The sequence below is a fragment of the Variovorax pasteuri genome, from assembly GCF_051216435.1.
GTDB lineage: Bacteria > Pseudomonadota > Gammaproteobacteria > Burkholderiales > Burkholderiaceae_C > Variovorax.
Map to the genome: position 1 here is coordinate 523750 of NZ_JBPJZS010000002.1, position 23455 is coordinate 547204.

Here is a 23455-nt window from a genome sequence, read left to right on the forward strand (position 1 = left end):
GCATTGCTGTTCGGGGTGGGTGCACAGGCCGCCGGGTGCTCCCTGCCCCCGCATCCGCGGCGACCTTCAGTCTCAGACGGACATCTTGCTGGTCCGAGCCGCTTCGATCGCCTCGGGGTCCTGCGCCTCGACCCAGGTCTCGTTGTTGAGCACCGCGTGCAACCGTTTTTCGTCGAGCTCGTTGGTCCACTTGGCCACCACGAGGGTCGCCACGCCGTTGCCGATCAGGTTAGTCAGCGCGCGCGCCTCCGACATGAAACGGTCGATGCCCAGGATGAGCGCCAACCCAGCCACCGGCACATGCCCCACCGCCGACAGCGTCGCCGCCAGCACGATGAACCCGCTGCCCGTGACACCCGCCGCGCCCTTCGAGGTCAGCAGCAGCACGGCCAGCAGCGTGATCTCCTGCACCAGCGTCATGTGCGTGTTGGTGGCCTGCGCAATGAACACCGCCGCCATCGTCAGGTAGATCGAGGTGCCGTCCAGGTTGAACGAGTAGCCCGTGGGAATGACCAGGCCCACCGTGGTCTTGTTCGCGCCCGCGTTCTCCATCTTCTCCATCATGCGCGGCAGCACCGACTCGCTGGAGGAGGTGCCCAACACGATCAGCAGCTCTTCCTTGATGTACTTGATGAACTTCCAGATGCTGAAGCCGTGGAACCTGGCAATGAGCCCCAGCACCACGAAGATGAACAGCAGGCACGTCAGGTAGAACGTGCCCATCAGCTTGCCCAGCGAGAACAGGCTGCCCAGGCCGTACTTGCCGATGGTGAAGGCCATGGCGCCGAAGGCACCGATGGGGGCCAGCTTCATGATGTAGTTGACGATGCCGAAGAGCACGTGCGAGCCCTTCTCGATCACGTCGAACACCAGCGTGCCGCGCCCGCCGAAGCGGTGCAGCGCAAAGCCGAACAGCACGGCAATCAGCAGCACCTGCAGGATCTCGCCCTTGGCAAAGGCATCGACCAGCGTGTTGGGGATGATGTTCAGGATGAAGTCGACCGTGCCGGTCATCTTGCCGGGGCCGGTGTACGAGGCGATCGACTTGGTGTCCAGCGTGGCGGGGTCGACGTTCATGCCGGCGCCGGGCTGCAGCACGTTGACCAGCACCAGGCCGACGACCAGCGCAACGCTGCTCACCACCTCGAAATACAGCAGCGCCAGGCCGCCGGTCTTGCCGACCTTCTTCATGTCTTCCATGCCGGCGATGCCTACCACCACCGTGCAGAAGATGATGGGCGCGATGATCATCTTGATCAGCTTGATGAAGCCGTCGCCCAGCGGCTTCATCGCCTCCCCTGCCGCCGGGTAGAAGTGGCCGAGCAGCACGCCGATGATCACCGCGGTGATCACCTGCACGTAGAGGGAGCGATAGATCGGGAGCTTTTTGGCAGGTGTACTTGTTGTGTTTTCCATGGATGCCTCCGGAGGGTTCAAGACTGTAGAGAGCGATTGGGCCGCTTTCCATTCGTAGAAGCCACATTCCCTGAACAAAAAAACCCGCCGAGGCGGGTTCTTTCTTCAGGTGGCAGTCAGCATGCTCAGTGCATGTGCAGGCCGCCGTTGACCGAGAAGTCGGCCCCGGTGCTGTAGCCGCCTTCGTCCGTGGCGAGCCACGAGATGATCGAGGCGATTTCGCTCGGCTCGCCCAGGCGCTTGACCGGGATGGTGGCCACGATCTTGTCGAGCACTTCCTGGCGGATGGCCTTGACCATGTCGGTGCCGATGTAGCCCGGGCTCACGGTGTTCACCGTCACGCCCTTGGCGGCCAGTTCCTGAGCCAGCGCCATGGTGAAGCCGTGCATGCCGGCCTTGGCGGCCGAATAGTTGGTCTGGCCGGCCTGGCCCTTGGCACCGTTGACCGAGCTGATGTTGATGATGCGGCCCCAGCCCTTTTCGACCATGTCGCCCACCACCTGCTTGGTGACGTTGAACATGCTGTTGAGGTTGGTCTCGATGACTGCGCTCCAGTCCTCGGGCGTCATCTTGAGGAACATGCGATCGCGCGTGATGCCGGCGTTGTTGACCAGCACGTCGATGGCGCCGTGCGCCGCCTTGGCGGCGGAGAAGGCCTCGACGGTGGATTGCCAGTCGCCCACATTGCCGACCGACGCGTGGAAGTCGAAACCTTCGGCTTTCTGCTCGGCCAGCCATTTGGCGTGGTCGCGGGTAGGACCGCAACCGGCAATCACGGTGAACCCGTCCTTGTGCAGACGCTGGCAGATGGCTGTTCCGATGCCACCCATGCCCCCGGTGACGTATGCAACTTTCTTGCTCATAAGATTTCCTTGATGTGTACGTAGCAAAAGCCTGAACGGCCGCCTTCACTCTAGCGAGTTTCAAGCCACGCCCCTCTGAGGAAAACACTGAGCCAAGCTTGCAACCAGCTGTCACGAAGCGGTCTTCGCAAGCAGGCTCTATCCTCGCACCTCAAGCAGGCCCGCACGCGCTGCGCACGCTCTTGCGCGGGGCGCCACGCACCCAGCACACCCAGGAGTTCTAAAGTATGAGTTTCGGCATCATCGTCTTCCCCGAGGTCGAGGAACTCGACTTTGTCGGCCCCTGGGAAATGCTCACCATGTGGAGCAAGCTGGCCGGCGGCCCGGCCCCATGCCTGATCGTGGCCGAGAAGCGGGAACCGGTGGTCTGCGCCAAGGGGCTGTCCATCAACCCGCACGTGTCCTTTGCCGACTGTCCGCCGCTCGACTACGTGCTCGTGCCCGGCGGCATGGGCACCCGCCGCGAGGTCGACAACCCCGCCATGACCGGCTTCCTGGCGGAGCGCGCGCCCGGCTGCAAGGCCCTGCTCTCGGTGTGCACCGGTGCCTTCGTGCTGCACGCGGCCGGCCTGCTCTCGGGCAGGACCGCCACCACCCACTGGGGATCGCTCGACCGCCTCCGCGCGCTGGGCGACGTGAAGGTGGTCGAGCAGCGCTTCGTGCAGGACGGCAACGTCTGGACTTCCGCGGGGGTATCGGCCGGTACCGACCTGATGCTGGCCTTCATCGCCCACACCGCGGGCGAGGAAGCGGCCGCCAAGGTGCAGTTGCAGTCCGAGTACTACCCGGCGGACACGGTGTACGGCAGCACGGCCAGCCATGCGCGCGCGCCGGCCTATGTAAAGCGGCCCGGCACCCCGTTCAAGACGCCATGAGCGCCGTACCGGTTCCTGAACCGCTGGCCGTGCTGGCCGCGCGCATCGGCGAAACCCTGCGCGCACGCGGGCAGACGGTGGCGGTGGTCGAATCGTCGGCCGGCGGCCTGGTGTCGGCCGCCCTGCTCGCCGTGCCGGGTGCCTCGGCGTACTTCCGGGGCGGCGCAGTCGTCTACTCGCGCCGCGCCGGCCGGGCCCTGCTGGGCCTGACGGCGGAAGACATGACCGGCATGCGCGGCGAGACCGAGCCCTACGCCCGCCTGGTCGCCGGCCGCGTGCGCGACACGCACCACACGACCTGGGGCATCGCCGAGAGCGGCGCAGCCGGCCCGGTCGGCAGCCCGTATGGCGACGCGCCGGGGCATGTGTGCCTGGCCATCGTGGGCGCGGTTACGGTGAGCCGCACCATCGAAAACGGCGACACCGACCGGCCGCGCAACATGGACGTGTTCGCGCGACAGCTGCTCGCGCTGTTCGAAGAGACGCTGGCGGCGGAGGCACCGGCCTCGTCATCCACTTAGTTCAGCCGCAGCCCTTCGCCGGCCCAGTCCCGGACGCGGCGCTGGCAGGCGGCGATCCATGCGCCGAGCTCCTTGCCCTTGCGTTCCGGCGCGTTCGCCGCCAGGCCGTCGGGGTGGCGCAAGCCCGCCGCATAGCGCCTTTGCGCGTCTTCGCTTGCCGGCACGAAGGCGCAGTGCGTGCGCGAGAACTCGTCGAACTGCGCATCCCACGCATGGAAGACGAGGTTGTACCGCGGGTCTTCCGCGTCCTCGTCATAGCCCTCGAGGTCCTGCTTCAAAGGCTTGCGCCCGCCGAAGCCCGGTACCGGCGAGCGCAGCGCGGTCCATGCCATGCGGCCGTCGGCCGAGAAGCGCACGACGAGAAGGCCGGGCTCCCACTCCACGCACCAAAGCAGGTCTTCGCCGTCCAGCACATAGCTGAATCGCGCGCCGGTGTGCAGGATCATGGCCGGGCCGTCGAGATAGGTCTCGTCGTCCAGCGCTTGAAAGGTGGGCACCACGCGCTCGCGGAGAAAGCGCGCGTCGTCCTCGGGCACCGGCGCCGTGTGCATCACTTCGCGGCCCTGTTCGTCCTCCACGAAGATGGCGTACTGGTATTGCATCGGGCTGTTCTGCACCGTCTCTCCCCCCCAAAAGGCGCCAGTTTAGTGGCGCCTTTTCGACTTTTCGCAGGCTCGGAAGATCAGTCCGCCTGCACGCCCGCCGCGCGGATCACCTTGCCCCACTTCTCCACCTCCGCCGCGAGGTGGGTGCGCAGGCTTTCCGGGGTCTGCTTGTCCAGCGGCACGATTTCCGAGCTGAGTTCGGCCAGGCGGTGCTTGACCATGTCGTCCTGCAGGCCGGCGCGCAAGGCCGCGTTCAGCTTCTCGAGCACGGCCGGCGGCGTGCCCTTGGGCGCATACACGCCGTGCCACACCCGCACGTCGAAGCCCTTCAAGCCCTGCTCGTCCAGCGTCGGAATGTTGGGCATGCTCGACAGGCGCCGGGGCGTGGTCACGCCGAACACCTTCACGCGGTTGCCGTCCTTGATGACCGGCGCAGTCTGCGTGGTCTGGTCGCACAGCAGGTCGACCTGCCCGCCCATCAGGTCGTTCAGCGCCGGGCCCGCGCCCTTGTACGGCACGGTCGTCAGCTGCACGCCGATCTGGTTCATGAAGAGCAGGCCGCACAGCTGCGACACCGCGCCCACGCCCGCGTTGGCCAGCGTGACCTTGTCCTTGTTGGCCTTCACGTAGGCCAGCAGCTCGGGGTAGGTGCTGGCGGGAAAGTCCTTGCGCGAGAGCAGCGTCATCGGCACGTCGAGCACCTGGCCGATGTACTCGAAGTCCTTGAGCGGGTCGTAGTTGAGCTTCTTGTAGAGCGCGGGCGCGGTGGCCATGCCCATGTGGTGGATCAGGATGGTGTAGCCGTTGGGCGCCGCGCGGGCCACGCGCGCCGGCGCGATGGTGCCGCCCGCGCCCACCGTGTTCTCGACGATCACCGTCTGCCCCAGCGACTTGCCCATGGGAATGGCGAGCATGCGCGCCACCACGTCGGTGGGGCCGCCGGCGGAGTAAGGCACGACCATGACGATGGGCTTGTCGGGCCAGGCGGCCTGCGCCGCCGCCGGCCATTGCGCTTGCGCGGCCAGCAGGCAGGCGCCCACCGAGGCGGCGATCGGGGTCTTGAATTTCCGGCTCTTCCGGGTTGCGGTCATCTCTTTGTCTCCTATGGTTATGGGTGTTCGTCAGGGGTCCGCTCAGGGCACCTCTTGGGCATCGAGTGCCAGCAGGCGCTCGGCCAGCCGCACCACCGGCGCGTCGACCATGCGCCCGTCGAGGCTGACCACGCCGCCGCCGCCGGATGCGCGAACGGCGTCGATCACACGGCGCGCCCAGGCCAGTTCGGCGGCGCTCGGGCCGAGCGCGGCGTGCACCGGCGCGACCTGGTCCGGGTGGATGCACAGCTTGGCGCCGAAGCCGCCGCGCCGGGCGCGCGCGGTGTCGACGGCCAGCCGGTGCGGGTCGCGCCAGTCGGCGGTCACGCCGTCGATGGGCGCGGGCAGCCCGGCGCGGCGCGTGGCCAGCAGCAGCGCAAGGCGCACCGGCACCAGCTCGGCTTCGTCCGCGTCGCAGGCCAGGCCCAGGTCGGCCTGGAAGTCGAGGTTGCCGAACGCCAGGCGCAGCACCTGCGGGCCGGCGGCCAGTGCGTCGGCCGCGTCCAGCCCTGCGGCCGATTCGATCAAAGGCACCAGCACGCCCTTCGGGCCGATGGCTTCGGCGATGCGCAACAGGTCGGCCGCACGCTCGGCCTTGGGCAGCACGACGCCCGCGATCAGGCCCTGCGCCACCAGCGCGCCGGCCTGCACGCAGTCGTCCGCGTGCCACGGCGTGCCTGCCGCATTGATGCGCACCAGCAGGCGTTGCCGGTCCGCGGCGGGCAGCGCGGCGAACGAGGCTGCAAGCCCCTCGCGCGCCGTTGCCTTGCGCTCGGGCGCCACCGCGTCTTCCAGGTCGACGATCACGCCGCCCGCACCGGTGGCCAGCGCGCGGGCATGCCGCTCGGGCCGGTCGGCCGGCACGAACAGGAAGGTGCGAGCCAATGCCAGCAACGCCAGCGATGCCCGGCTCATACCGCTTTCGCCTCGCGCAGCGCGGCGATGTCCGCCTCGCTGCGGCCCAGGCCGCGCAGGATGGCGTCGGTGTGCTCGCCGACCGCCGGCACCGGGTCCATGCGGTAGTCGAACGCGCTCTGGCGGCCGGCCGGCAGCAAGGCCGGGATGTCCCCGGCGGGCGAGCCCACCTGCCGCCAGCGGTCGCGCGCCTTCAGTTGCGGATGCGCCCACAGGCCGGCCATGTCGTTCATGCGCGCGTTGGCGATCTGCGCCGCGTCCAGCCGCTCCAGCACCTGCGCCGTGCCCAACGCGGCGAAGGTCTCCACGATGATCGCGCGCAGGGCCTCCCGGTTCTCGTTGCGCCGCGCGTTGCTGTCGAAGCGCGCGTCGCTCGCGAGCCCCGCCTGCAGCAGCACCTTGTCGCAGAACCCGCGCCATTCGCGCTCGTTCTGCAGCCCCAGCATCACCGTGCCGCCGTCGCCCGCAGGGAAGGGGCCGTAGGGGTAGATGGTGGCGTGCGAGGCGGCGCTGCGCGGCGGCGGCGGCGCGCCTTTGTAGGCGTAGTACATCGGGTAGCCCATCCACTCGGCGAGCGACTCGAGCATCGACACGTCGATGTGCGAGCCCTTGCCGGTCTTGCCGCGCTGCAGCAGCGCGGCCAGGATGCCGGTGTACGCGTACATGCCCGCCGCGATGTCGGCGATGGAGTTGCCCGACTTGCACGGATCGTCCGGCGTGCCGGTGACCGACAGGAAGCCCGCCTCGCTCTGGATCAGCAGGTCGTAGGCCTTCTTGTCGCGGTACGGGCCGTCGTCGCCGTAGCCCGAGATGTCGCACACGATGAGCCGCGGGTGCTTCGCCTGCAGTGCTTCGGCACCGAGCCCCATGCGCGCCGCGGCGCCGGGGGCCAGGTTCTGCACCAGCACGTCGGCATCGGCCAGCAGCTCCTGCAGCACCGCGAGCGCGGCGGGTTGCTTCAGGTCGAGCGTGAGGCTTTCCTTCGAGCGGTTGACCCACACGAAGTGCGAGGCCTCGCCGCCCACGCGGGCGTCGTAGGCGCGCGCGAAGTCGCCCACCTCGGGGCGCTCCACCTTGACCACGCGCGCACCCAGGTCCGCGAGCTGGCGGGTACAGAACGGTGCGGCAATGGCGTGTTCCAGCGAGATGACGGTGATGCCGTCCAGGGGTCTTGTCATGTCCGTGGGTCTCCAGAATCAGGCGAGCACGGCCGTGGCCTGCATCGTGAGCCAGCCGTCGGCGTCTTCGCCCCAGAGGCTGAACGTCTTGCCGTCGGTGCTTGCGTCGGCCGGCTTGCCGTGCACCCGGAACGGCGCGGTGTCGAAGGTCGGCCGCACGGCACGGAACTCGAAGCGCGCCAGCAGTGCGCCGGGCACCTGGCGGCGCAGCAGGTCGACCAGCAAGGTGGCGATCAGCGGGCCGTGCACGATCAGGCCCGGATAGCCCTCGACCTGCGTCACGTAGCGCCGGTCGTAGTGGATGCGGTGGCCGTTGAAGGTAAGCGCCGAGTAGCGGAACAGCAGCACGTCGTCGGGCGCGATGTCGCGGCTGAAGGCGGCGTCCTTCGGTGCGGGCGTGGGCGGCGGGCCTGCTTCGCCGGGCTGCGCGGCGGCGCGGTAGACGATGTCGTGCTCCTCGGTCAGCGCAAGGCCGCGTTCGTTGCGCACCTCGTGGCGCACGAGCACGAACACCAGCTCGCCGGTGCGGCCCGCCTTGTGCGTGACCGAGACGATGGTCGAGGTGCGCTGCACCTTGTCACCCACCCGCAGCGGGTTGCCCGGCTCCCACGCGAGCCGCCCGCCGGCCCACATGCGGCGCGGCAGCGGCACGGGCGGCAGGAAGCCGCCGCGCTTCACATGGCCGTCTTCGCCAAGCTCGGACTGGCGGTGGTGCGGCAAGAAGTACAGCCAGTGCCACAGCGCGGGCAGGTGCGTGCCGGCAGCGGGCGGTGCGTCGTCGCGGTCGAGCGTGGCGGACAGCGCGCGCACGGGCGCGGCGGTGATGTCGTCGGCCAGCGTTTCGCTGCGGCCTTGCCAGGCCTGCAGCTTCGCGAGCGCTTCGCCATCGATCAGGGGGGTGTCGTTCATCGGGTTCTTCATTCAGTCGACCGCGGCGCCGGAGGCCTTGACGATCCGCGCCCACTTGGCAAGGTCGTCCTGCAGCAGCGCCGCGAACTGGTCGGGGGTGGTGGGCGGCGCAATCTCGACGCCCTGCTGGTCGAGCTTGTCGCGCAGGTCCTTCGAGGCCAGCGCCTTGCGCGTGGCCTCCTGCAAGGTGGCCAGCACGTCGGGCGGCACGCCCGTGGGCGCAAACAGGCCGATCCACAGCGTGCCGTTGTAGCCGGGCACGGCCTCGGCAATGGTGGGCACGTCGGGCAGCACGGCCGAGCGCTTGTCGCCGCTCACGGCCAGCGCGCGCAGCTTGCCGGCCTTGATGTGCGCGAGCGCCGAAGGCAGGCTGGCGAACACGATCGGCAGTTGCCCGCCCAGCACGTCGTTGAGCGCGGGCGCCACGCCCTTGTACGGCACGTGCTGCAGGGAAATGCCCGCCATGCTGTTGAGCATTTCGCCCAGCAGGTGGTTGAGCGTGCCGTTGCCGGCCGAGGCGTACTGGTAGTTGGCGCCCTTCTGCCGCGCGAGCTTCAGGAACTCGGCGAAGTTCTTCGCCGGGAACGAGGGGTTGACCAGCAGCACGTTGGGCACCGCGCCGACGAGGCCGGCGGGCTTGAAGTCTTTCACCGGGTCGAAGCCCGGGTTCTTGTACAGCGCCGGGTTGATGGCCTGGCTGCTGCTGATGGTCATGAGCAGCGTGTAGCCGTCCCGCGGACCCTTGGCCACCAGCTGCGTACCGATGTTGCCGCCCGCGCCGGGCCGGTTGTCGACCACCACGCTGGCGTTGTTCATCACCTCGCCGAGCTTCTGGCCCACGAGGCGCCCGACGATGTCGTTGGTGCCGCCGGCCGCCTGCGGCACCACCAGCGTGACGGGGCGCGAGGGGTACGGCTGGGCACCCGCCGGGGCCGTGTGGATCAGCGTGGCTGCGGCGGCGAACGCCAGCAGCGCGAGTGCGCGAACGCGCGGGTTTTTTGTTGTCTCCATGGCCGCATGGTCGTTCGCCCTTCCCTCGCGCGCAATCTGCGATTTCAAAAGCCAGCCTTCTGTTATTCCGAAGGCTTGGCTACCATCGGCCATGCTTTTCGACCTGACCGACCTTCGCCTCTTCGTGGCCGCCGCCGAGCTCGGCAACCTCACGCGGGCGGCCGAGCGCCAACACCTGTCGCTGGCCGCGGCGAGCGCGCGCATCAAGTCGCTGGAGACGCAGGCCGGCCTGCAGCTGCTGCAGCGCGAGGCCCGCGGCGTGCGGCTGCTGCCGCCGGGCGAAGCCTTTCTTCATCACGCGCGGCTGGTGCTGCACCAGACCGAGCAACTGCGCGCCGACCTGCTCGAGTACGGCGGCGGGCTGCGCGGCCACCTGCGCGTGTTCGCCAACACCACGGCCGTGACCGACTTCCTGCCCGAAATACTGCCCGGCTTCCTGGCGCGGAACCCGCGCATCAACGTCGACCTTCAGGAAAAACCGAATGCTCAGATTCCGCGCGGCGTGCTCGACGGGCGCGCCGACATCGGCATCGTCGCGGGCCAGGTCGACACACTGGGGCTGGAGGCCATCCACTTCAGCACCGACCGGCTGGTGCTGGTCACCGCGCGCAAGCACCGCTTCGCCAAGCGCCGCAGGATCTCGTTCACCGAGACGCTCGACGAAGACGCCATCGGCATGCAGCAGGGCAGCACGCTGCAGGCCTTCCTGGCGCAGATCACCGACAACCTGGGCAAGCGGCAGAAGCTGCGCATTCAGCTCGGCAGCTTCGACGCCATGTGCCGGATGATCGGCAGCGGCGTGGGCATCGGCGTGGTGCCGGAATCGGCGGCGCGCCGCAACCAGGACAGCATGCAGCTCGCGCTGATAGAGCTCAGCGACGCGTGGTGCGTGCGCGAGCGGTACCTGCTGGTGCGCGACCGGGCGGCGTTGCCGATCTACGCGCAGGCGCTGGTCGACACGCTGTGCCGGCATTACGCGGCGCCGGCCACTTCAGGGTGAAGTCGCGGGTGAAGTCCCGGGTGAAGGCCCGGATGAGCTTGCACCCGTGCCGATTTCGCCGGTCCAGCGATGGGTTGAGGCCGAAATGTGCACAACTCGGCGTAATCCCCATTTTCTGTGCACAACTTTGGGGGCAACTCAGGTGGAGCCTTGTAAAACGAATATAAGTTATTGTTTTATAAGGAAATTCTACACATTGCTCAAAATTTGAGCGGTGAACAAGATTGGCAGCCCAAACAGGAGCGGCATCGGGTGAAACCCTGGATCGAGCCTGTTTTTTCGCTGATAACGCGCCCACTTGGGCATGCAATCGCGGTTTTCCTGCTTAGTCCCCATTTTCTGTGCACAACTTTGGGGGCAACTGAGGTGGAGCCTTGTAAAACAAATATAAGTCGTTGTTTTATATAGGTATTCCACACTTTGCTCAAAATTTGGGCGGTGAACAAGATGCAACGGGTCTCATCACCTTGCTGCACTCTTGAAGTCGAATGACTTACAGCGCCCCTAGTACGGCGGTGCCTTGCGCTGTCGCTGCGCCCGCGCCGCTTCAGTCCACCAGGCCAGGTCGTCGGCGAAGCGGCCGAAAGACCGGTCGAGCGATTCACCCGCAGGTCCGGTCGGCTTGCCATCCGCGTCCAGCGTCTGCGAAATCGGCCCGACGGCGAGCGTGCTGGACACCACGACCATGCCCATCTCCGACAGGATCGAATGCCACACCGTGCCCGAGCGCACGCCCGAGAAGCGCCCCGCCGAGTAGCTGGCCACGGCCGCCGGGCGCCAGAACCACTCTTCGAGAAAGTGGTCGGTGAGATTCTTCAGGCCCGGCTGCGGGCCCCAGTTGTATTCGCCGGTCACGAAGACGAAGGCATCGGCCGCGCGGATCTTGACGGCCAGCGCTTCCATGGCCGCGGGCGCGGTGCCCTTCGGATATTCCTTGTACATGCGGTCGAGCATGGGCAGGTCGACCGCCTTGGCGTCGATCAGCTCGGCCTGCGCGCCGCGTGCGTTCAGCCCGGCCACGATGTAGTCGGCCAGGCGCACGCCCATGCGGTCGGAGCGGTACGAACCGTAGAAGACCAGGATGCTGTCGCTCATGGGGAGCCCTTCTTGGCTGGGGTCAGGTCGGCTTTGCGAGCTTGTCCTGCGTCTGGGTGTCGAAGTCGGCCGCGTCGTGGCGCTCGTGCAGCTGGCTTTCGGGCTGACCCCAGGTGCGGTTGACCATGCGTCCGCGTTTCACCGCCGGGCGCTGCGCGATCTCGTCGGTCCAGCGCAGCACGTTCTTGTACTCGTTCACCTGCAGGAACTCGCCCGCTTCATACAGCTGCCCCTTGGCCAGCGTGCCGTACCAGGGCCACACCGCCATGTCGGCAATGGTGTAGTCGTTGCCCGCCAGGTAGCGGCTCTCGGCCAGCCGGCGGTCGAGCACGTCGAGCTGGCGTTTCACCTCCATGGCGAAGCGGTCGATGGCGTATTCGATCTTCGTGGGTGCGTAGGCGTAGAAGTGCCCGAAGCCGCCGCCCAGGTACGGCGCGCTGCCCATCTGCCAGAACAGCCACGACAGGCATTCGGCGCGGGCCGCGCGTTCGGTGGGCAGGAAGGCGCCGAACTTCTCGGCCAGGTACTGCAGGATGGCACCCGACTCGAACACCCGCACCGGCACGGGCTCGCTGCGGTCGAGCAGCGCGGGGATCTTGGAGTTGGGATTCACCGCCACGAAGCCGCTGCCGAACTGGTCGCCCTCGTTGATGCGGATCAGCCAGGCGTCGTACTCGGCGCCGGTGTGGCCCAGTGCCAGCAGTTCTTCCAGCATCACCGTGACTTTCACGCCGTTGGGCGTCGCCAGCGAATAGAGTTGCAGCGGATGCCGTCCCACCGGCAGGTCCTTGTCCTGGGTCGCGCCGGCGATCGGTCGATTGATGTTCGCGAAGCGCCCGCCGCTTTCCTTGTTCCAGGACCAGACGTTGGGGGGCGTGTAGACGGCCGGGGTGGTCGTGTCATTCATGCAATGCGTTCCAGGAGTGCCAAAGACGATGATCATTCTCTACGACTGCGCCACCGCACCGAGTCCGCGGCGCGCGCGCATCCTGCTTGCCGAAAAGGGCATTGCCCACGACACCGTGCAGGTCGACCTGGTCCATGGTGAGCAACTGGGTGCCGCCTACCGCGCGATCAATCCGCAGTGCACAGTGCCCGCGTTGCGAACCGAAGAAGGCGCGCTGCTGACCGACAACGCCGCCATTGCGGCCTACCTGGAGGCGCAATACCCGCAGCCGCCGCTGACGGGCGTCACGCCGCACGAAAAAGCGGAGATCGCGAGCTGGACGTGGCGCGTGGAATTCGAAGGCCTGATGGCCATTGCGGAGACGCTGCGCAACGGCTCGCCCGCCATGGCCGGCCGGGCACTGCCCGGGCCGGTGAACTACGCGCAGATTCCCGAACTGGCGCAGCGCGGGCTGGTGCGGGTGCAGCAGTTCTTCGACACGCTGAACGAGCGGCTGGCCGGCCGCGAGTTTCTCGCCACCGACCGGTTCAGCCTGGCCGACATCACCGCCGTGGTGGCGGTGGACTTTGCCCGCGTGGTGCGCGTCAAGCCCGGGGAGCAGCACCCCGAGCTCGTGCGCTGGCGCGCTGCAATGGCGCAGCGCCCGTCGATGTCGCGCTGAGCGACGACGGCTCAGAAGGTGCGAAGAAACCGTCGCGAGCGCGCCGAGGTCGCATCGAGGACCGGAGCCGTACTGCAGTACGGTGAGGACCGCAGATGCGAGATCGGGGTGCGCAGCAGGTTCATTCGCGCCTTCTCAACGCTCGATGGTGAGCGCCACGCCCATGCCGCCGCCGATGCACAGCGAGGCGATGCCCTTCTTGGCGTTCTGGCGCTGCATTTCGTGCAGCAGCGTCACCAGGATGCGGCAGCCCGACGCGCCGATGGGGTGGCCGATGGCGATGGCGCCGCCGTTCACGTTCACCTTGTTCACGTCCCAGCCCATTTCGCGGTTCACGGCGCAGGCCTGCGCGGCGAAGGCCTCGTTGATCTCGAGCAGGTCGAGGTCGGCGGCCTTCCAGCCGGCGCGTTGCAGCGCCTTGGTCGACGCGGGCACAGGGCCCATGCCCATGATGGCGGGGTCGAGGCCGGCGGTGGCATAGCTGGCGATGCGGCCCAGCGGCTTCAGGCCGAGCGCGGCGGCCTTCTTGGCGGTCATGACCATCACGGCGGCCGCGCCGTCGTTCAGGCCGGAGGCATTGCCCGCGGTCACGCCGCCGGCCTTGTCGAAGGCGGGGCGCAGGCCGGCCAGCACTTCGGCGCTGCTCTTGCGGTTGATGAACTCGTCCTGGTCGAAGACGATCGGGTCGCCCTTCTTCTGCGGAATGCTCACGCCGACGATCTCGTCCTTGAACTTGCCGGCGTCCTGCGCGGCGGCGGCCTTGGTCTGCGAGCCCAGCGCCAGTTCGTCCTGCGACGCACGGTCGATGTTGAACTTCTTGGCCACGTTCTCGGCGGTGATGCCCATGTGGTACTGGTTGTAGACGTCCCACAGGCCGTCCACGATCATGGTGTCGACCAGCTTCCAGTCGCCCATGCGCTGGCCGTTGCGCGAGTTGGGCAGCACGTGCGGCGCCATGCTCATGTTTTCCTGGCCGCCGGCAATGACGATCTCGCTGTCGCCCGTGGCCACGGCCTGGGCCGCCAGCATCACGGCCTTCAGGCCCGAGCCGCACACCGCGTTGATGGTGAGCGCCGGCGTTTCCTTGGCGCCGCCGCCCTTCAGCCATGCCTGGCGCGCGGGGTTCTGGCCCGCGCCGGCCGCGAGCACCTGGCCCATGATGGCCTCGCCGACCTGGTCGGCGGTGAGGTTGGCACGTGCAATCACTTCCTTGATGACGATGGCACCCAGCTCGGTGGCCGCGATGCCGGCGAGCGAGCCGCCGAATTTGCCGACCGCCGTACGCGCTGCCGAAACGATGACGATGTCTTCCATGAGGTTCTCCGTTGAAGTGATTTGAAATTCGAGGTGTGCGGTGTCAGGCGCGTGCCTTGACGTAGCGGCCCGGTGCCGGCTCGATGGCCTTGTAGGCCTTGCCGTTGCCGTAGCCCTTGGGCGCCGGGATCTGCTTGCCGGCGTTGCCCTTGAGCCATTGTGCCCAGTCGGTCCACCAGCTGCCCGGATGCTCCTGCGCGCCGGCGAGCCACTCGGGCTGTGTTTCGGGGAACTTGCCGTCGTTGCGCACCCAGTGGCTGCGCTTGTTCTTGGCGGGCGGGTTGATCACGCCGGCAATGTGGCCCGACGCGCCCATCACGAAGCGCTTCTTGCCCGGCAGCAGTTGCGTGGACGCGTACGCCCCGCCGATCGGCACGATGTGGTCTTCGCGCGAGCCGTAGATGTAGGCCGGAATGTCGATGCTGCCCAGGTCGATCTTCTCGCCGCACACGGTGAGCGCGTTGGGCTTGGCCAGCTTGTTCTCGTGGTACGTGTTGCGCAGGTACCAGGTGTAGAACGGGCCCGGCAGGTTGGTGGCGTCGCTGTTCCAGTACAGCAGGTCGAAGGGCGGCGGGGTCTCGCCCTTCAGGTAGTTGCCCACCACGTAGTTCCACACCAGGTCGTTGGGCCGCAGGAAGCTGAAGGTCGAGGCCAGGTCGCCGCCGGGCAGGAGGCCGCCCTTGCCGAGCTGCATCTCGCGGTAGGCCACCATCGGCTCGTCCACGAAGATGTCCAGGATGCCGGTGTCGCTGAAGTCCAGGAAGGTGGTCAGCAGCGTGACCGACGCGGCCGGCTTCTCGCCGCGCGCCGCCAGCACCGCCAGCGCGGTGCTCAGGATGGTGCCGCCCACGCAGAAGCCCAGCGTGTTGATCTGTTTGCTGCCGGTGATGTCCTGCACCGTGTGGATCGCCTCGATGGCGGCGTTCTCGATGTAGTCGTCCCAGGTGGCCTTTTCCATCGACGCGTCGGGGTTGCGCCAGCTCACCACGAACACGCGGTGGCCCTGCTCGTTCGCATAGCGGATGAGCGAGTTCTCGGGCTGCAGGTCGAGGATGTAGAACTTGTTGATGCACGGCGGCACCAGCAGGAACGGCCGCTCGTACACCTTGGCCGTGAGCGGCTTGTATTCGAGCAGCTGGAAGAAGTCGTTCTCGAACACCACGGCACCCTCGGTGGTGGCCACGTTGCGGCCCACCTCGAAGGCGCTCTCGTCGGTCATGCTGACGTGGCCCTGCTTCACGTCGTGCATCAGGTTCTGGATGCCCTTGGCAATGCTCTCGCCCTGCGTGTCGATGGCCTTCTTCTGCGCATCGACGTTGAACGCGAGCGAGTTGCTCGGCGACGACGCGGCCATCCACTGCTCGACGGCGAAGCGCAGGCGCGCGCGGGTCTTTTCGTCGGCATCGATGGCCTCGGCCATGCCGAGCATGGTGCGGCCGTTGAGCAGGTACACGGCGGCCGAAAAGGCCGACAGCGGGTTGCTGCCCCAGGCATCGCCCGCGAAGCGCTTGTCGCCCTCCGGCTTCGCATTGAAGCCCTGGCGCCAGAGCTCGGTGGCTTCGGCCACGTACTGCTGCTGGATGGCCTGGAGCTTTTCGGGCGCGATGGAGAACTTGGGCAGTTCGGGCATCTTCATGGCCCCTGGCAATTCAGGCATCTGCCATAGCGGCGTGCCGCCGGGATTGAACGCCGAAGCCCCTTGCGCGGTGGACTGCTGGAACGACGCCAGCGCCTTGCTCCATCCCTCGGAAAGTGCCTGCTGGAAGGGCGCGAACGCATCGGCCCCCGTGGTTTGCTTCATCATGTCTCCTGGTCCTCACCTGAATCGATACGGATGGCTGGCGTGTTTTGAGTATCCTGCATTCACCGGGCCCTCACAACGCATTCACTGCGTCGGCGCACCCTTTCCCTTACCAACTGAAACTTCTCGTGTTTATCCATCTGATCGTCATCGGCTGGCTGTATGTCGTCGTCATGATGGCCGTGGCCGAAGCCACCAACACCAACGGCACGGTGCTGGGCGCCATCTTCACATTTCTTTTGTACGGATTGGGCCCGATGGCACTGGTGGTTTACCTGATGGGTACCCCCGGGCGCCGCCGAGCCGTCAAGCAGCGCGAGGCCGAGGCCCAGGAGGCCGCGCGGCGCGCAGCCGCACAAGCGCATGCAGCTGCGGCGGCTAAAGACGCTGGCTCAGACCTTCCAGACCAGGGCAGCGAAGCGCCCGCTGATGCCGTCGCGCCGGTGCGAAAAGAACAGTGAGGGGTTGCCGACGGTGCACCAGCCGCTGGTGCCGTCGTTGCCATGGACCGATGCAATGCCCGCCGCGCGCAGCCGCTGGCGCGCCAGCGCGGGCAGGTCGGCGAGCCATTTGCCGGCCGCCGGCGCGGGTCGGAAGCACGCGGCGGCTTCGGCCGCATGCGCCTCGAAGGCGGCCTTGACCTCGGGGCCGACCTCGAAGGCGCTGGGGCCGATGCAAGGCCCCACCCACGCCATGACCTTGCCCGCGCCTTCCGCGTCGAAGGCCTTGACGGTCTGCTCGAGCACACCGCCTGCGAGCCCCCGCCAGCCGGCATGCGCAGCGGCCACGCGGTGGCCCGCTTTGTCGGTGAAGAGCACGGGCAGGCAATCGGCCACCATGATCGTGCAGGCCAGCCCGGTGGTGGTGGCGGTGCAGGCATCGGCCGCGGTGCCGTCGCGCACCACGTCCTGCGCATCGTCGAGCGCCACGACGCCGGTGCCGTGCACCTGCTGGAGAAAGACAGGCCGCGCGCCGACGGCACTGCGCAAACGGTCGCGGTTGTGCGCCACCTGCGCGGGTTCGTCACCCACGTGGTCGCCGAGGTTCAGGCTCTCGTAGCGGCCCAGCGAAACACCGCCGTCGCGCGTGGTGCACACGGCCCGCACGTTCGCCGGCGCAGGCCAGTCGGGCACGAGCCAGCGCGCGTTCCAGTGCCCGTTCATGGCGCTCAGGCTTCCGCGTCGGGCGCCTGGGAAGGCTGTGCGCGCTGGAAGGCTTCGAGGTCCATGCAGGCCTCGAAGGCGGCCATGCTGCGCGGCAGGCCGCTGAAGTCGCAGTCGAAGCGGCGGCCGTTGAAGATCTGCGGCACCAGGCAGCAGTCGGCCAGGGTCGGCGTGTTGCCGTAGCAGAAGGTGCTGCCCGGATGCAGCGCGAGCTGGCGCTCGAAGGCCAGCATGCCGTCGCGCACCCAGTGGCGGTACCAGGCGTTCTTGGCCTCGTCGTCGAGCTTGAGGTCTTTCACCAGGTACTTGAGCACGCGCAGGTTGTTCAGCGGGTGGATCTCGCAGGCGATCGATTGCGCCAGTGCGCGCACGTGGGCGCGGCCGACCGGGTCGCTCGGCAGCAGCGGCGGCTCAGGGTGCGTCTCGTCGAGGTATTCCATGATGGCCAGCGACTGCGAGAAGCGCTCGCCCTCGTCTTCGAGCAGGGGCACCAGCATGTCGGCCGAGATGGCGGAATAAGGGCCGGTGCGGTGTTCGCCGCGCGCGATGTGCACGGGAACGTAGTCGTAGTCCAGGCCCTTCAGGTTGAGGGCGATGCGCACGCGGAACGAGGAGGAGGAACGGAAGTAGTTATGCAGCTTCATGATTTTCCAAGGATAGCGCTCATGCCCATCGGCGTCAGGCGCGGGGTGGAGCCTGCAGCACGCAGCGCAGGTCGTGCAGCGCGGCCTTCGGTGATGTGGCGGCGCGCCATTCGTCGAGCACGCGGCGCGCGGCTGCCTCCTCGCGCGAGGCGATGCCCACGCGCCACGGCCCGAGCGTGCCGGGGGCTTCGTCGGCCCCGTGGTTGTGCTGGCCCTCGCCGAAGGGCCGGCCTTCGGAGCAGGCGCGGCACAGCACCTGCATGCTGTCGGTCCAGTTCTCTGCGGCGGCGCCGGTGGCTTCGAAACGCTGGATGAGCGCGGCGATCTCGTCCTTGGTGACGCCCTCGATCGAGACCTCGTAGGTCGAATGGTCGGACGGTGCAATCAGCTCGAGCGCGTCGAACACCGGCACCTCGCGCCCGCCGCGCAACCGGTAGCCGTTGGCCGCGCCGTCGTGCAGCACGAGGTCGCCGTAGCGGTGCCCGCATGCGGGCGTCGGCACGTTGCGCAGGATGGCGCGTGCCGGGTCGATGCGGTCGGCCCAGACCACCTCGGTACCCTCGTCGCCATGCACGCGGATGGGCGTGAGGCCCACGAAGTGGTCAATTGGACCTTCGCCGTCCGCAATGCCGATGCCGTATTGCCGCCAGGCGCGCCGCGCCGTGGCCCAGTCGCCCAGCGCGGTGGCCGCGATGCCCAGGTTCCAGAGCGCGCCTTCGTTGCCCGGCTCGCACTGCACCGCGCGGGCGTTGGCGTGCAGCGAGGCGGCCCAGTCGCCGCGGTACTTGTGGATGAGGCCGGCGTTGTACCAGGGCGCGGCCCAGTACGGATGCACGGCACTGGCCTGGGCATAGGCTTCGAGGGCGCCGTCCTGGTCGCCTTCATCGTCGCGCCGGCGACCGAGTTCGTTGAGGGCGTTGGCTTTGCCGGCTTTGCCGAGTCGCAGGGGCATGGTGGAAACGAGCGGGAGCAGGGAGATGGGCGGGGCGTCTATTGTGAGCCCCTCGCCTCTGGCACACTGCCGGCTTCCCGCTTAGGTTTCGCTGAAAAAGGACACGTCGCAATGGCTTCCGAGTTTGTCTTCGCCCCGCCCGCCACCGTTTCGGTTCCCGTGGCCGGCCAGCCCGCCCGCTTTCCGGTGCACCGCATCTACTGCGTGGGCCGCAACTACGAAGAGCACGCCAAGGAAATGGGCTTCACCGGCCGCGAGCCACCCTTCTTCTTCATGAAGCCGGCCGACGCGCTGGTGGTGGTCGATGCGGGCCAGACCGGCACCATGGCCTACCCCTCGCTCACGCACAACCTGCACCACGAGATCGAACTGGTGGTGGCCATAGGCACCGGCGGCAAGAACATCCTGGCGGCCGATGCCCACAAGCACGTGTTCGGCTACGCCGTCGGCCTGGACATGACGCGCCGCGACCTGCAGAACGAAATGAAGAAACAGGGCCGCCCCTGGGACATCGGCAAGAGCTTCGAGCAGAGCGCGCCCATCGGCCCCATCGTGCCCGTGGCGCAGGCCGGCGACGCCGAAAAGGCCGAGATCTCGGTGCAGGTGAACGGCACCGATCGCCAGCGCAGCACCGTGGGCAAGCTGATCTGGAACGTGGCCGAAACCATCGAGCACCTGTCGGCCGCGTGGGAGCTGCAGCCCGGCGACCTGATCTTCACGGGCACGCCGGAAGGCGTGGCCGCGGTGGTGGCTGGCGACACGCTCGTGGGCGAAGTCGCGGGCCTGCCCAAGCTGACCGTCAAGATCGTCTGAAGACGGCGGCCGGCGTCATGCTCCTGCGCGTACCCATCAAGCATTGCAAGAACTGCGGCACCGCGGTGGTCTACCGCGTGCCGGACGACGGCGACACCAAGCAGCGCGCCGTGTGCCCGGCCTGCCACACCATCCACTACGAGAACCCGCTGAACGTGGTGGGCACCATCCCCGTGCTGGGCGACAAGGTGCTGCTGTGCAAGCGCAACATCGAGCCGCGCTGGGGCAAGTGGACGCTGCCGGCCGGCTTCATGGAACTCGAGGAAAGCACCGCCCAGGGCGCGGCCCGCGAGACCGACGAGGAGGCCGGCGCCAACTACGTGATGGAGGGCCTGTTCTCCGTCATCAGCGTGGTGCGCGTGGGCCAGGTGCACCTGTTCTACCGGGCCCGGCTGCTCGACGACAAGTTCGCCCCCGGCCACGAGACCATCGAGGCGAAGCTCTTCACCGAGGAAGAAATTCCCTGGGACGAGATCGCCTTTCGCACGGTGCGCGAGACGCTCGAGCACTATTTCGAAGACCGGCGCCGCGGCAGTTTCGACCGCGTGCACACGTTCGACATCGTTTGACCCCCACCACCTCCACATGACATATCGCCTTCCCGTGCTGCGCACCCTCCTCGGCCTCGGCTTCGCCCTGGCTGCCTCTGCGCATGCGGAAACGGTGGGCGAGGTGGACACCGCCTTCAAGCTCATCGGCCCGGACCACAAGATCGTGGTCGAGGCCTACGACGACCCCAAGGTCTCCGGCGTGACCTGCTACGTGTCGCGTGCCAAGACCGGCGGCATCAAGGGCGCGGTCGGGCTGGCCGAGGACAAGGCCGAGGCCTCCATCGCCTGCCGCCAGGTCGGCCCGGTGAGCGTCACGCAGCCGCTGCCCAAGCGCGAGGAGGTCTACAGCGAGCGGCTGTCGATTCTGTTCAAGCGCCTGCGCGTGGTGCGCATGGTCGATCCCAAGCGCAACACCCTGGTGTACCTGACCTACTCCGACCTGCTGATCGACGGCTCGCCCAAGAACAGCATCACCGCGGTGGCGATCGACCGCGCCACGCCGATTCCGCTGAAGTAGCCGCAGCGCCAATCACCCCTTCGCGCCCGGTTGCTCTTCGCAGGCCGGCGCACCGGTTTGCTAGCATCGCCCCTCTGGCCCGCCCCGGCGAGCCGGACCGCAGGAACCCTCCGCAACGAATCCGTTCCCACACAGCGCCATGCATCTTCAGACTTTTGTTTCCCGTACCGCCGCCCTGGCGCTGGTTGCCGTGAGCCTCGCGGCCTGCACCACGACCGATCTCAACACGCCGCGCACCGGCCAGGGCCCCATCGTCGCGCCGCCCGCGCAGCGCCAGGCGCTGTTCGTGCGTCCCGCCGCCGGCGCGACCATTGCGCGCTTCGACGGCGTGCGCATCAAGGGCATCGACATCGCCGGCAACCTGGGTGATCCGATCGTGGCGTCGGCCGACGGCCGTGTGGTATACGTGGGCGGCGAACTGCCGGCCTACGGCAACATGATCATCGTCAAGCACAACGAGACCTACCTCACTGCCTACGCGCACCTGCAGACCATCGGCGTGAAGGAAAACCAGGTGGTCCGCCAAGGCGAGAAGATCGGCGAAATGGGCAAGAGCAACACCGACCGCGTGAAGCTGCGCTTCGAGATCCGCAAGAACGGCAATGCCGTCAATCCGGAGCCCTACCTCAACGGGTTGCTGCAGCAATAGACGGCGGCCCTCGCCCGACGTTCGCCTGACGTCTCCGCCGCCCATTGAAAAAGCCCCTCGCGGGGCTTTTTGCTTTTTCAGGGTGCTACCGAGTTGAAGTCTCGCAGCACCACGTCACGCCAGGTGGCGTCGCGCGTGCTGACGAACATGCTCTTGTAGGCGATGCCGCTCTGGGTCGGCAGGTTGAACGTCTTCGACGCAGCACCCGCGCCCGAGGGCGCCACGTCGGCCTGGTCGCTCACGCCGGTGCTCGGCCCCGTCATCAGGCTCAGGAAGAACTCCGCCGCAAAGCCAGGGTTCAGGCCCGTGGCGCTGACCGAGAAGTCGGCGCCGCCGGCATAGGCCGCCAGTGAAGGCGTGGTCGCGAAGCTGGGGTACGCGGCCGCCGTGGCTTCGGCCAGCGTCATGGGGCGCGCATGGAAGCGGTGTTTGTAGACGATGTCGAAGCCGCTGAACTTGGCCACCGTGGTGCCGTCGGCCTCGTACGCCGTGAAGGTGTACTCGGGCGTGGCGGGAATCGCCGCGATGTCGCTGTCCGACAGGCCCGCGGTGCCCGGGATGTTGCTGCAGTTCGACGCCAGGTAGTAGATGTTGTTGGTGCCCGAGCCCTGCAGCGGCCAGATGCCGCCGCCGGCGGGGCGCATGTGGCGCAGGCCCGCCACCGGCAGCCCCGGGCCCGTGACGACCACCGACGCGGCCGTGTTGCTGTTGCTGGTGTTGGTGTCCTGGATGGAAAACTGCAGCGAGGTGCTCACGCAGCCCGTGGCGTTGTCCTTGCTCGCCTGGATGTGCGGGTTCAGGTCGAGCACGCGCCCGTCGCCGCGCAGGCGCCACACGCCGTCGGTGCCCTTCACGAGCTGCATGCCCTGGTTGTTGCTGAAGGCCACGCCGTTCTTGTCGCGGTGCGTGAACTCCACGAAGGCGCGCGGGCTCGTGTTGTTCGCGTCGATCGTGTAGTTGATGCGGTTGATGACCACGTCCGAGAAGCTGGCGCCGATCAGGTTGGTGTCCGCCGCCGCCTCATTGGCGAACTGCTGGGCGCTGAGGTCCGAAGACCTGAAGCCGTAGGTGCCGGTGACGGGGTTGCTGCCGTCCGTCATCAGCGGCAGCAGCACGCCCGGCGCCGGCAGGCCGTCGGCGAACTTGCCCACGTAGTCGCTCAGCGCCTTGCGGATCAGCGTGATGTCGTCGGCCGCCGTGCCCATGCCCGCATCGCTCAGCGGTGTGGTGCCGGCGTCCTGCGCGGCCTTCACGGCCAGGTCGTCGGTGATCTGCTGCTGCGTGACGATGTTGGTGATGGTGGCCACGTTGGTGGCCGGGTCCACGCTCACGCGCAGCACGTCCAGCGCCTTGTCCAGCGCGCTCGACAGCGGGGTGAAGGCGGTGCGCAGCAGGTCGATGCTCGAGTCCACGCCCAGCGCCAGCAGCACCGGCAGCAGCTTGGCCTTCAGCGCGTCGGACTCGGCCTTCAGCTGGGTGGCCGAGAGCCCGGAGAACTCGCCGCCGTCGAAGTACTGCGCGGCCACCAGGCCGGCGATGTTGGCCACCACCAGGTCGGTCAGCGGCGTGATGTTGATGGTGCCGTTGGCATCGGCGGCGGTCGCGGCCGAGTGGATCACGGTGCGCTGGCCGCCCACGACGCCCTCGGCGCGGAACACGAAGGGCCCGGTCATGCCGCTCACATCGACGAGGTAGTTGCCGTCGACCAGCGGCACGGTCTTGGTGGCGCCCTTGGCGTCCTTCACCGTGACGGTACCCGACAGCGGCAAGCCCGAGGCCGCGGTGCCCGAGAACGTAACAGCCGCTGCCGCAGGCGGATCGCTGGCGGGCGGGTTGACGGTGCCCCCGCCGGCGACCGGAAACCCGGCGAACCCGCCACCACCTCCACCCCCGCCCCCGCCGCATGCGGCGAGCGAGATCAGGAGCGCCGCTGCGCACGCGCAGCGCGTCGTCTGGAAGAGCCTGCCGGCTGTTGCCGGGGTCGCGGAATTTGTTTTCATGAAA

The 23455-nt window shown here is 67.9% G+C and carries 25 protein-coding genes; 9 read left to right on the top strand and 16 right to left on the bottom strand.

From position 1 onward, the window contains the following. Positions 1–72: 72 nt before the first annotated feature. Positions 73–1416 carry a dicarboxylate/amino acid:cation symporter gene (locus tag ACSFBM_RS09615; protein ID WP_435484144.1) on the bottom strand — a complete coding sequence of 448 codons (1344 nt, stop codon included), beginning with the start codon at positions 1414–1416 and terminating at the stop codon, positions 73–75. 125 nt (positions 1417–1541) lie between these two features. Next, positions 1542–2279 carry an acetoacetyl-CoA reductase gene (phbB, locus tag ACSFBM_RS09620; RefSeq protein ID WP_435484145.1) on the bottom strand — a complete coding sequence of 246 codons (738 nt, stop codon included), beginning with the start codon at positions 2277–2279 and terminating at the stop codon, positions 1542–1544. Between the two features lie 227 nt (positions 2280–2506). Between phbB and ACSFBM_RS09625 the strand changes: the two genes are divergently transcribed. Together ACSFBM_RS09625 and ACSFBM_RS09630 are read left to right on the top strand one after the other, a co-directional pair. Beyond that, positions 2507–3154 carry a DJ-1/PfpI family protein gene (locus ACSFBM_RS09625; protein WP_435484146.1) on the top strand — a complete coding sequence of 216 codons (648 nt, stop codon included), beginning with the start codon at positions 2507–2509 and terminating at the stop codon, positions 3152–3154. Continuing rightward, positions 3151–3675, top strand: coding sequence for a CinA family protein (locus tag ACSFBM_RS09630; protein ID WP_435484147.1), 525 nt, complete (start codon positions 3151–3153; stop codon positions 3673–3675). Before ACSFBM_RS09625 ends, ACSFBM_RS09630 begins: the two co-directional genes overlap by 4 nt. Here the strand turns inward: ACSFBM_RS09630 and ACSFBM_RS09635 are convergent. The 6 genes from ACSFBM_RS09635 to ACSFBM_RS09660 form a co-directional block, all read right to left on the bottom strand. Continuing rightward, entirely contained in the window at positions 3672–4277 is a 606-nt protein-coding gene (locus ACSFBM_RS09635) for a hypothetical protein (RefSeq protein WP_435484148.1), read from the bottom strand. The genes ACSFBM_RS09630 and ACSFBM_RS09635 overlap by 4 nt on opposite strands. An 80-nt stretch (positions 4278–4357) precedes the next feature. Next, positions 4358–5371 (bottom strand): tripartite tricarboxylate transporter substrate-binding protein, encoded by a 1014-nt coding sequence (locus ACSFBM_RS09640; protein WP_435484149.1) that lies wholly within the window; start codon positions 5369–5371, stop codon positions 4358–4360. A 42-nt stretch (positions 5372–5413) separates the two neighbouring features. Then, a complete protein-coding gene (locus tag ACSFBM_RS09645) occupies positions 5414–6286 on the bottom strand; it encodes an HpcH/HpaI aldolase/citrate lyase family protein (RefSeq protein WP_435484150.1) in 873 nt (290 codons plus the stop codon). Continuing rightward, complete coding sequence (locus tag ACSFBM_RS09650; protein WP_435484151.1) at positions 6283–7464, bottom strand: CaiB/BaiF CoA transferase family protein; 1182 nt, start codon at positions 7462–7464, stop codon at positions 6283–6285. Before ACSFBM_RS09650 ends, ACSFBM_RS09645 begins: the two co-directional genes overlap by 4 nt. Positions 7465–7482: 18 nt before the next feature. Then, positions 7483–8373, bottom strand: a complete 891-nt coding sequence (locus ACSFBM_RS09655; protein WP_435484152.1) for an HTD2 family dehydratase — start codon at positions 8371–8373, stop codon at positions 7483–7485. A 12-nt stretch (positions 8374–8385) separates the two neighbouring features. Then, positions 8386–9384 carry a tripartite tricarboxylate transporter substrate binding protein gene (locus ACSFBM_RS09660; protein WP_435484153.1) on the bottom strand — a complete coding sequence of 333 codons (999 nt, stop codon included), beginning with the start codon at positions 9382–9384 and terminating at the stop codon, positions 8386–8388. A gap of 91 nt (positions 9385–9475) precedes the next feature. Here ACSFBM_RS09660 and ACSFBM_RS09665 point away from each other — a divergent pair, with 91 nt between their 5' ends. Then, positions 9476–10384: a LysR substrate-binding domain-containing protein gene (locus ACSFBM_RS09665; protein WP_435484154.1), complete on the top strand. Its 909-nt coding sequence runs from the start codon at positions 9476–9478 to the stop codon at positions 10382–10384. A gap of 504 nt (positions 10385–10888) precedes the next feature. On the opposite strand, the gene ACSFBM_RS09670 is transcribed toward ACSFBM_RS09665, so the two are convergent. Further along, positions 10889–11479: an NADPH-dependent FMN reductase gene (locus tag ACSFBM_RS09670; protein WP_435484155.1), complete on the bottom strand. Its 591-nt coding sequence runs from the start codon at positions 11477–11479 to the stop codon at positions 10889–10891. A 22-nt stretch (positions 11480–11501) separates the two neighbouring features. Beyond that, a complete protein-coding gene (gene yghU, locus ACSFBM_RS09675; RefSeq protein ID WP_435484156.1) occupies positions 11502–12386 on the bottom strand; it encodes a glutathione-dependent disulfide-bond oxidoreductase in 885 nt (294 codons plus the stop codon). A gap of 28 nt (positions 12387–12414) precedes the next feature. On the opposite strand from yghU, the gene ACSFBM_RS09680 reads away from it, so the two are divergent. After that, positions 12415–13047: a glutathione S-transferase family protein gene (locus ACSFBM_RS09680; RefSeq protein ID WP_435484157.1), complete on the top strand. Its 633-nt coding sequence runs from the start codon at positions 12415–12417 to the stop codon at positions 13045–13047. 135 nt (positions 13048–13182) lie between these two features. Here ACSFBM_RS09680 and ACSFBM_RS09685 read toward each other — a convergent pair whose 3' ends face one another. Next, entirely contained in the window at positions 13183–14361 is a 1179-nt protein-coding gene (locus tag ACSFBM_RS09685; protein WP_435484158.1) for an acetyl-CoA C-acetyltransferase, read from the bottom strand. A gap of 43 nt (positions 14362–14404) precedes the next feature. After that, complete coding sequence (phaC, locus tag ACSFBM_RS09690) at positions 14405–16165, bottom strand: class I poly(R)-hydroxyalkanoic acid synthase (RefSeq protein ID WP_435484159.1); 1761 nt, start codon at positions 16163–16165, stop codon at positions 14405–14407. 125 nt (positions 16166–16290) lie between these two features. Here phaC and ACSFBM_RS09695 point away from each other — a divergent pair, with 125 nt between their 5' ends. Continuing rightward, entirely contained in the window at positions 16291–16623 is a 333-nt protein-coding gene (locus ACSFBM_RS09695; RefSeq protein WP_435484160.1) for a hypothetical protein, read from the top strand. On the opposite strand, the gene pgeF is transcribed toward ACSFBM_RS09695, so the two are convergent. From pgeF to ACSFBM_RS09710, 3 genes are read right to left on the bottom strand one after another with little or no spacing between them, the layout of a single operon-like run. After that, positions 16555–17325, bottom strand: coding sequence for a peptidoglycan editing factor PgeF (gene pgeF / locus ACSFBM_RS09700; RefSeq protein WP_435484161.1), 771 nt, complete (start codon positions 17323–17325; stop codon positions 16555–16557). The genes ACSFBM_RS09695 and pgeF overlap by 69 nt on opposite strands. Before the next feature lie 5 nt (positions 17326–17330). Further along, the gene (gene maiA, locus ACSFBM_RS09705) at positions 17331–17969 is read right to left on the bottom strand and encodes a maleylacetoacetate isomerase (protein ID WP_435484162.1); all 639 of its coding nucleotides are present in this window, start codon (positions 17967–17969) and stop codon (positions 17331–17333) included. Positions 17970–18003: 34 nt separating this feature from the next. Then, positions 18004–18921: a tetratricopeptide repeat protein gene (locus ACSFBM_RS09710; protein WP_435484163.1), complete on the bottom strand. Its 918-nt coding sequence runs from the start codon at positions 18919–18921 to the stop codon at positions 18004–18006. Between the two features lie 111 nt (positions 18922–19032). On the opposite strand from ACSFBM_RS09710, the gene ACSFBM_RS09715 reads away from it, so the two are divergent. From ACSFBM_RS09715 to ACSFBM_RS09730, 4 genes are all read left to right on the top strand, one after another. Continuing rightward, complete coding sequence (locus tag ACSFBM_RS09715; protein WP_435438477.1) at positions 19033–19734, top strand: fumarylacetoacetate hydrolase family protein; 702 nt, start codon at positions 19033–19035, stop codon at positions 19732–19734. 17 nt (positions 19735–19751) lie between these two features. Beyond that, positions 19752–20303, top strand: coding sequence for an NUDIX hydrolase (locus ACSFBM_RS09720; RefSeq protein WP_435484164.1), 552 nt, complete (start codon positions 19752–19754; stop codon positions 20301–20303). A gap of 16 nt (positions 20304–20319) precedes the next feature. Then, entirely contained in the window at positions 20320–20802 is a 483-nt protein-coding gene (locus tag ACSFBM_RS09725; RefSeq protein WP_435484165.1) for a CreA family protein, read from the top strand. 139 nt (positions 20803–20941) lie between these two features. After that, positions 20942–21451, top strand: coding sequence for a peptidoglycan DD-metalloendopeptidase family protein (locus tag ACSFBM_RS09730; protein ID WP_435484166.1), 510 nt, complete (start codon positions 20942–20944; stop codon positions 21449–21451). A gap of 77 nt (positions 21452–21528) precedes the next feature. On the opposite strand, the gene ACSFBM_RS09735 is transcribed toward ACSFBM_RS09730, so the two are convergent. Further along, complete coding sequence (locus ACSFBM_RS09735; RefSeq protein ID WP_435484167.1) at positions 21529–23451, bottom strand: hypothetical protein; 1923 nt, start codon at positions 23449–23451, stop codon at positions 21529–21531. Between the last annotated feature and the right edge of the window lie 4 nt (positions 23452–23455).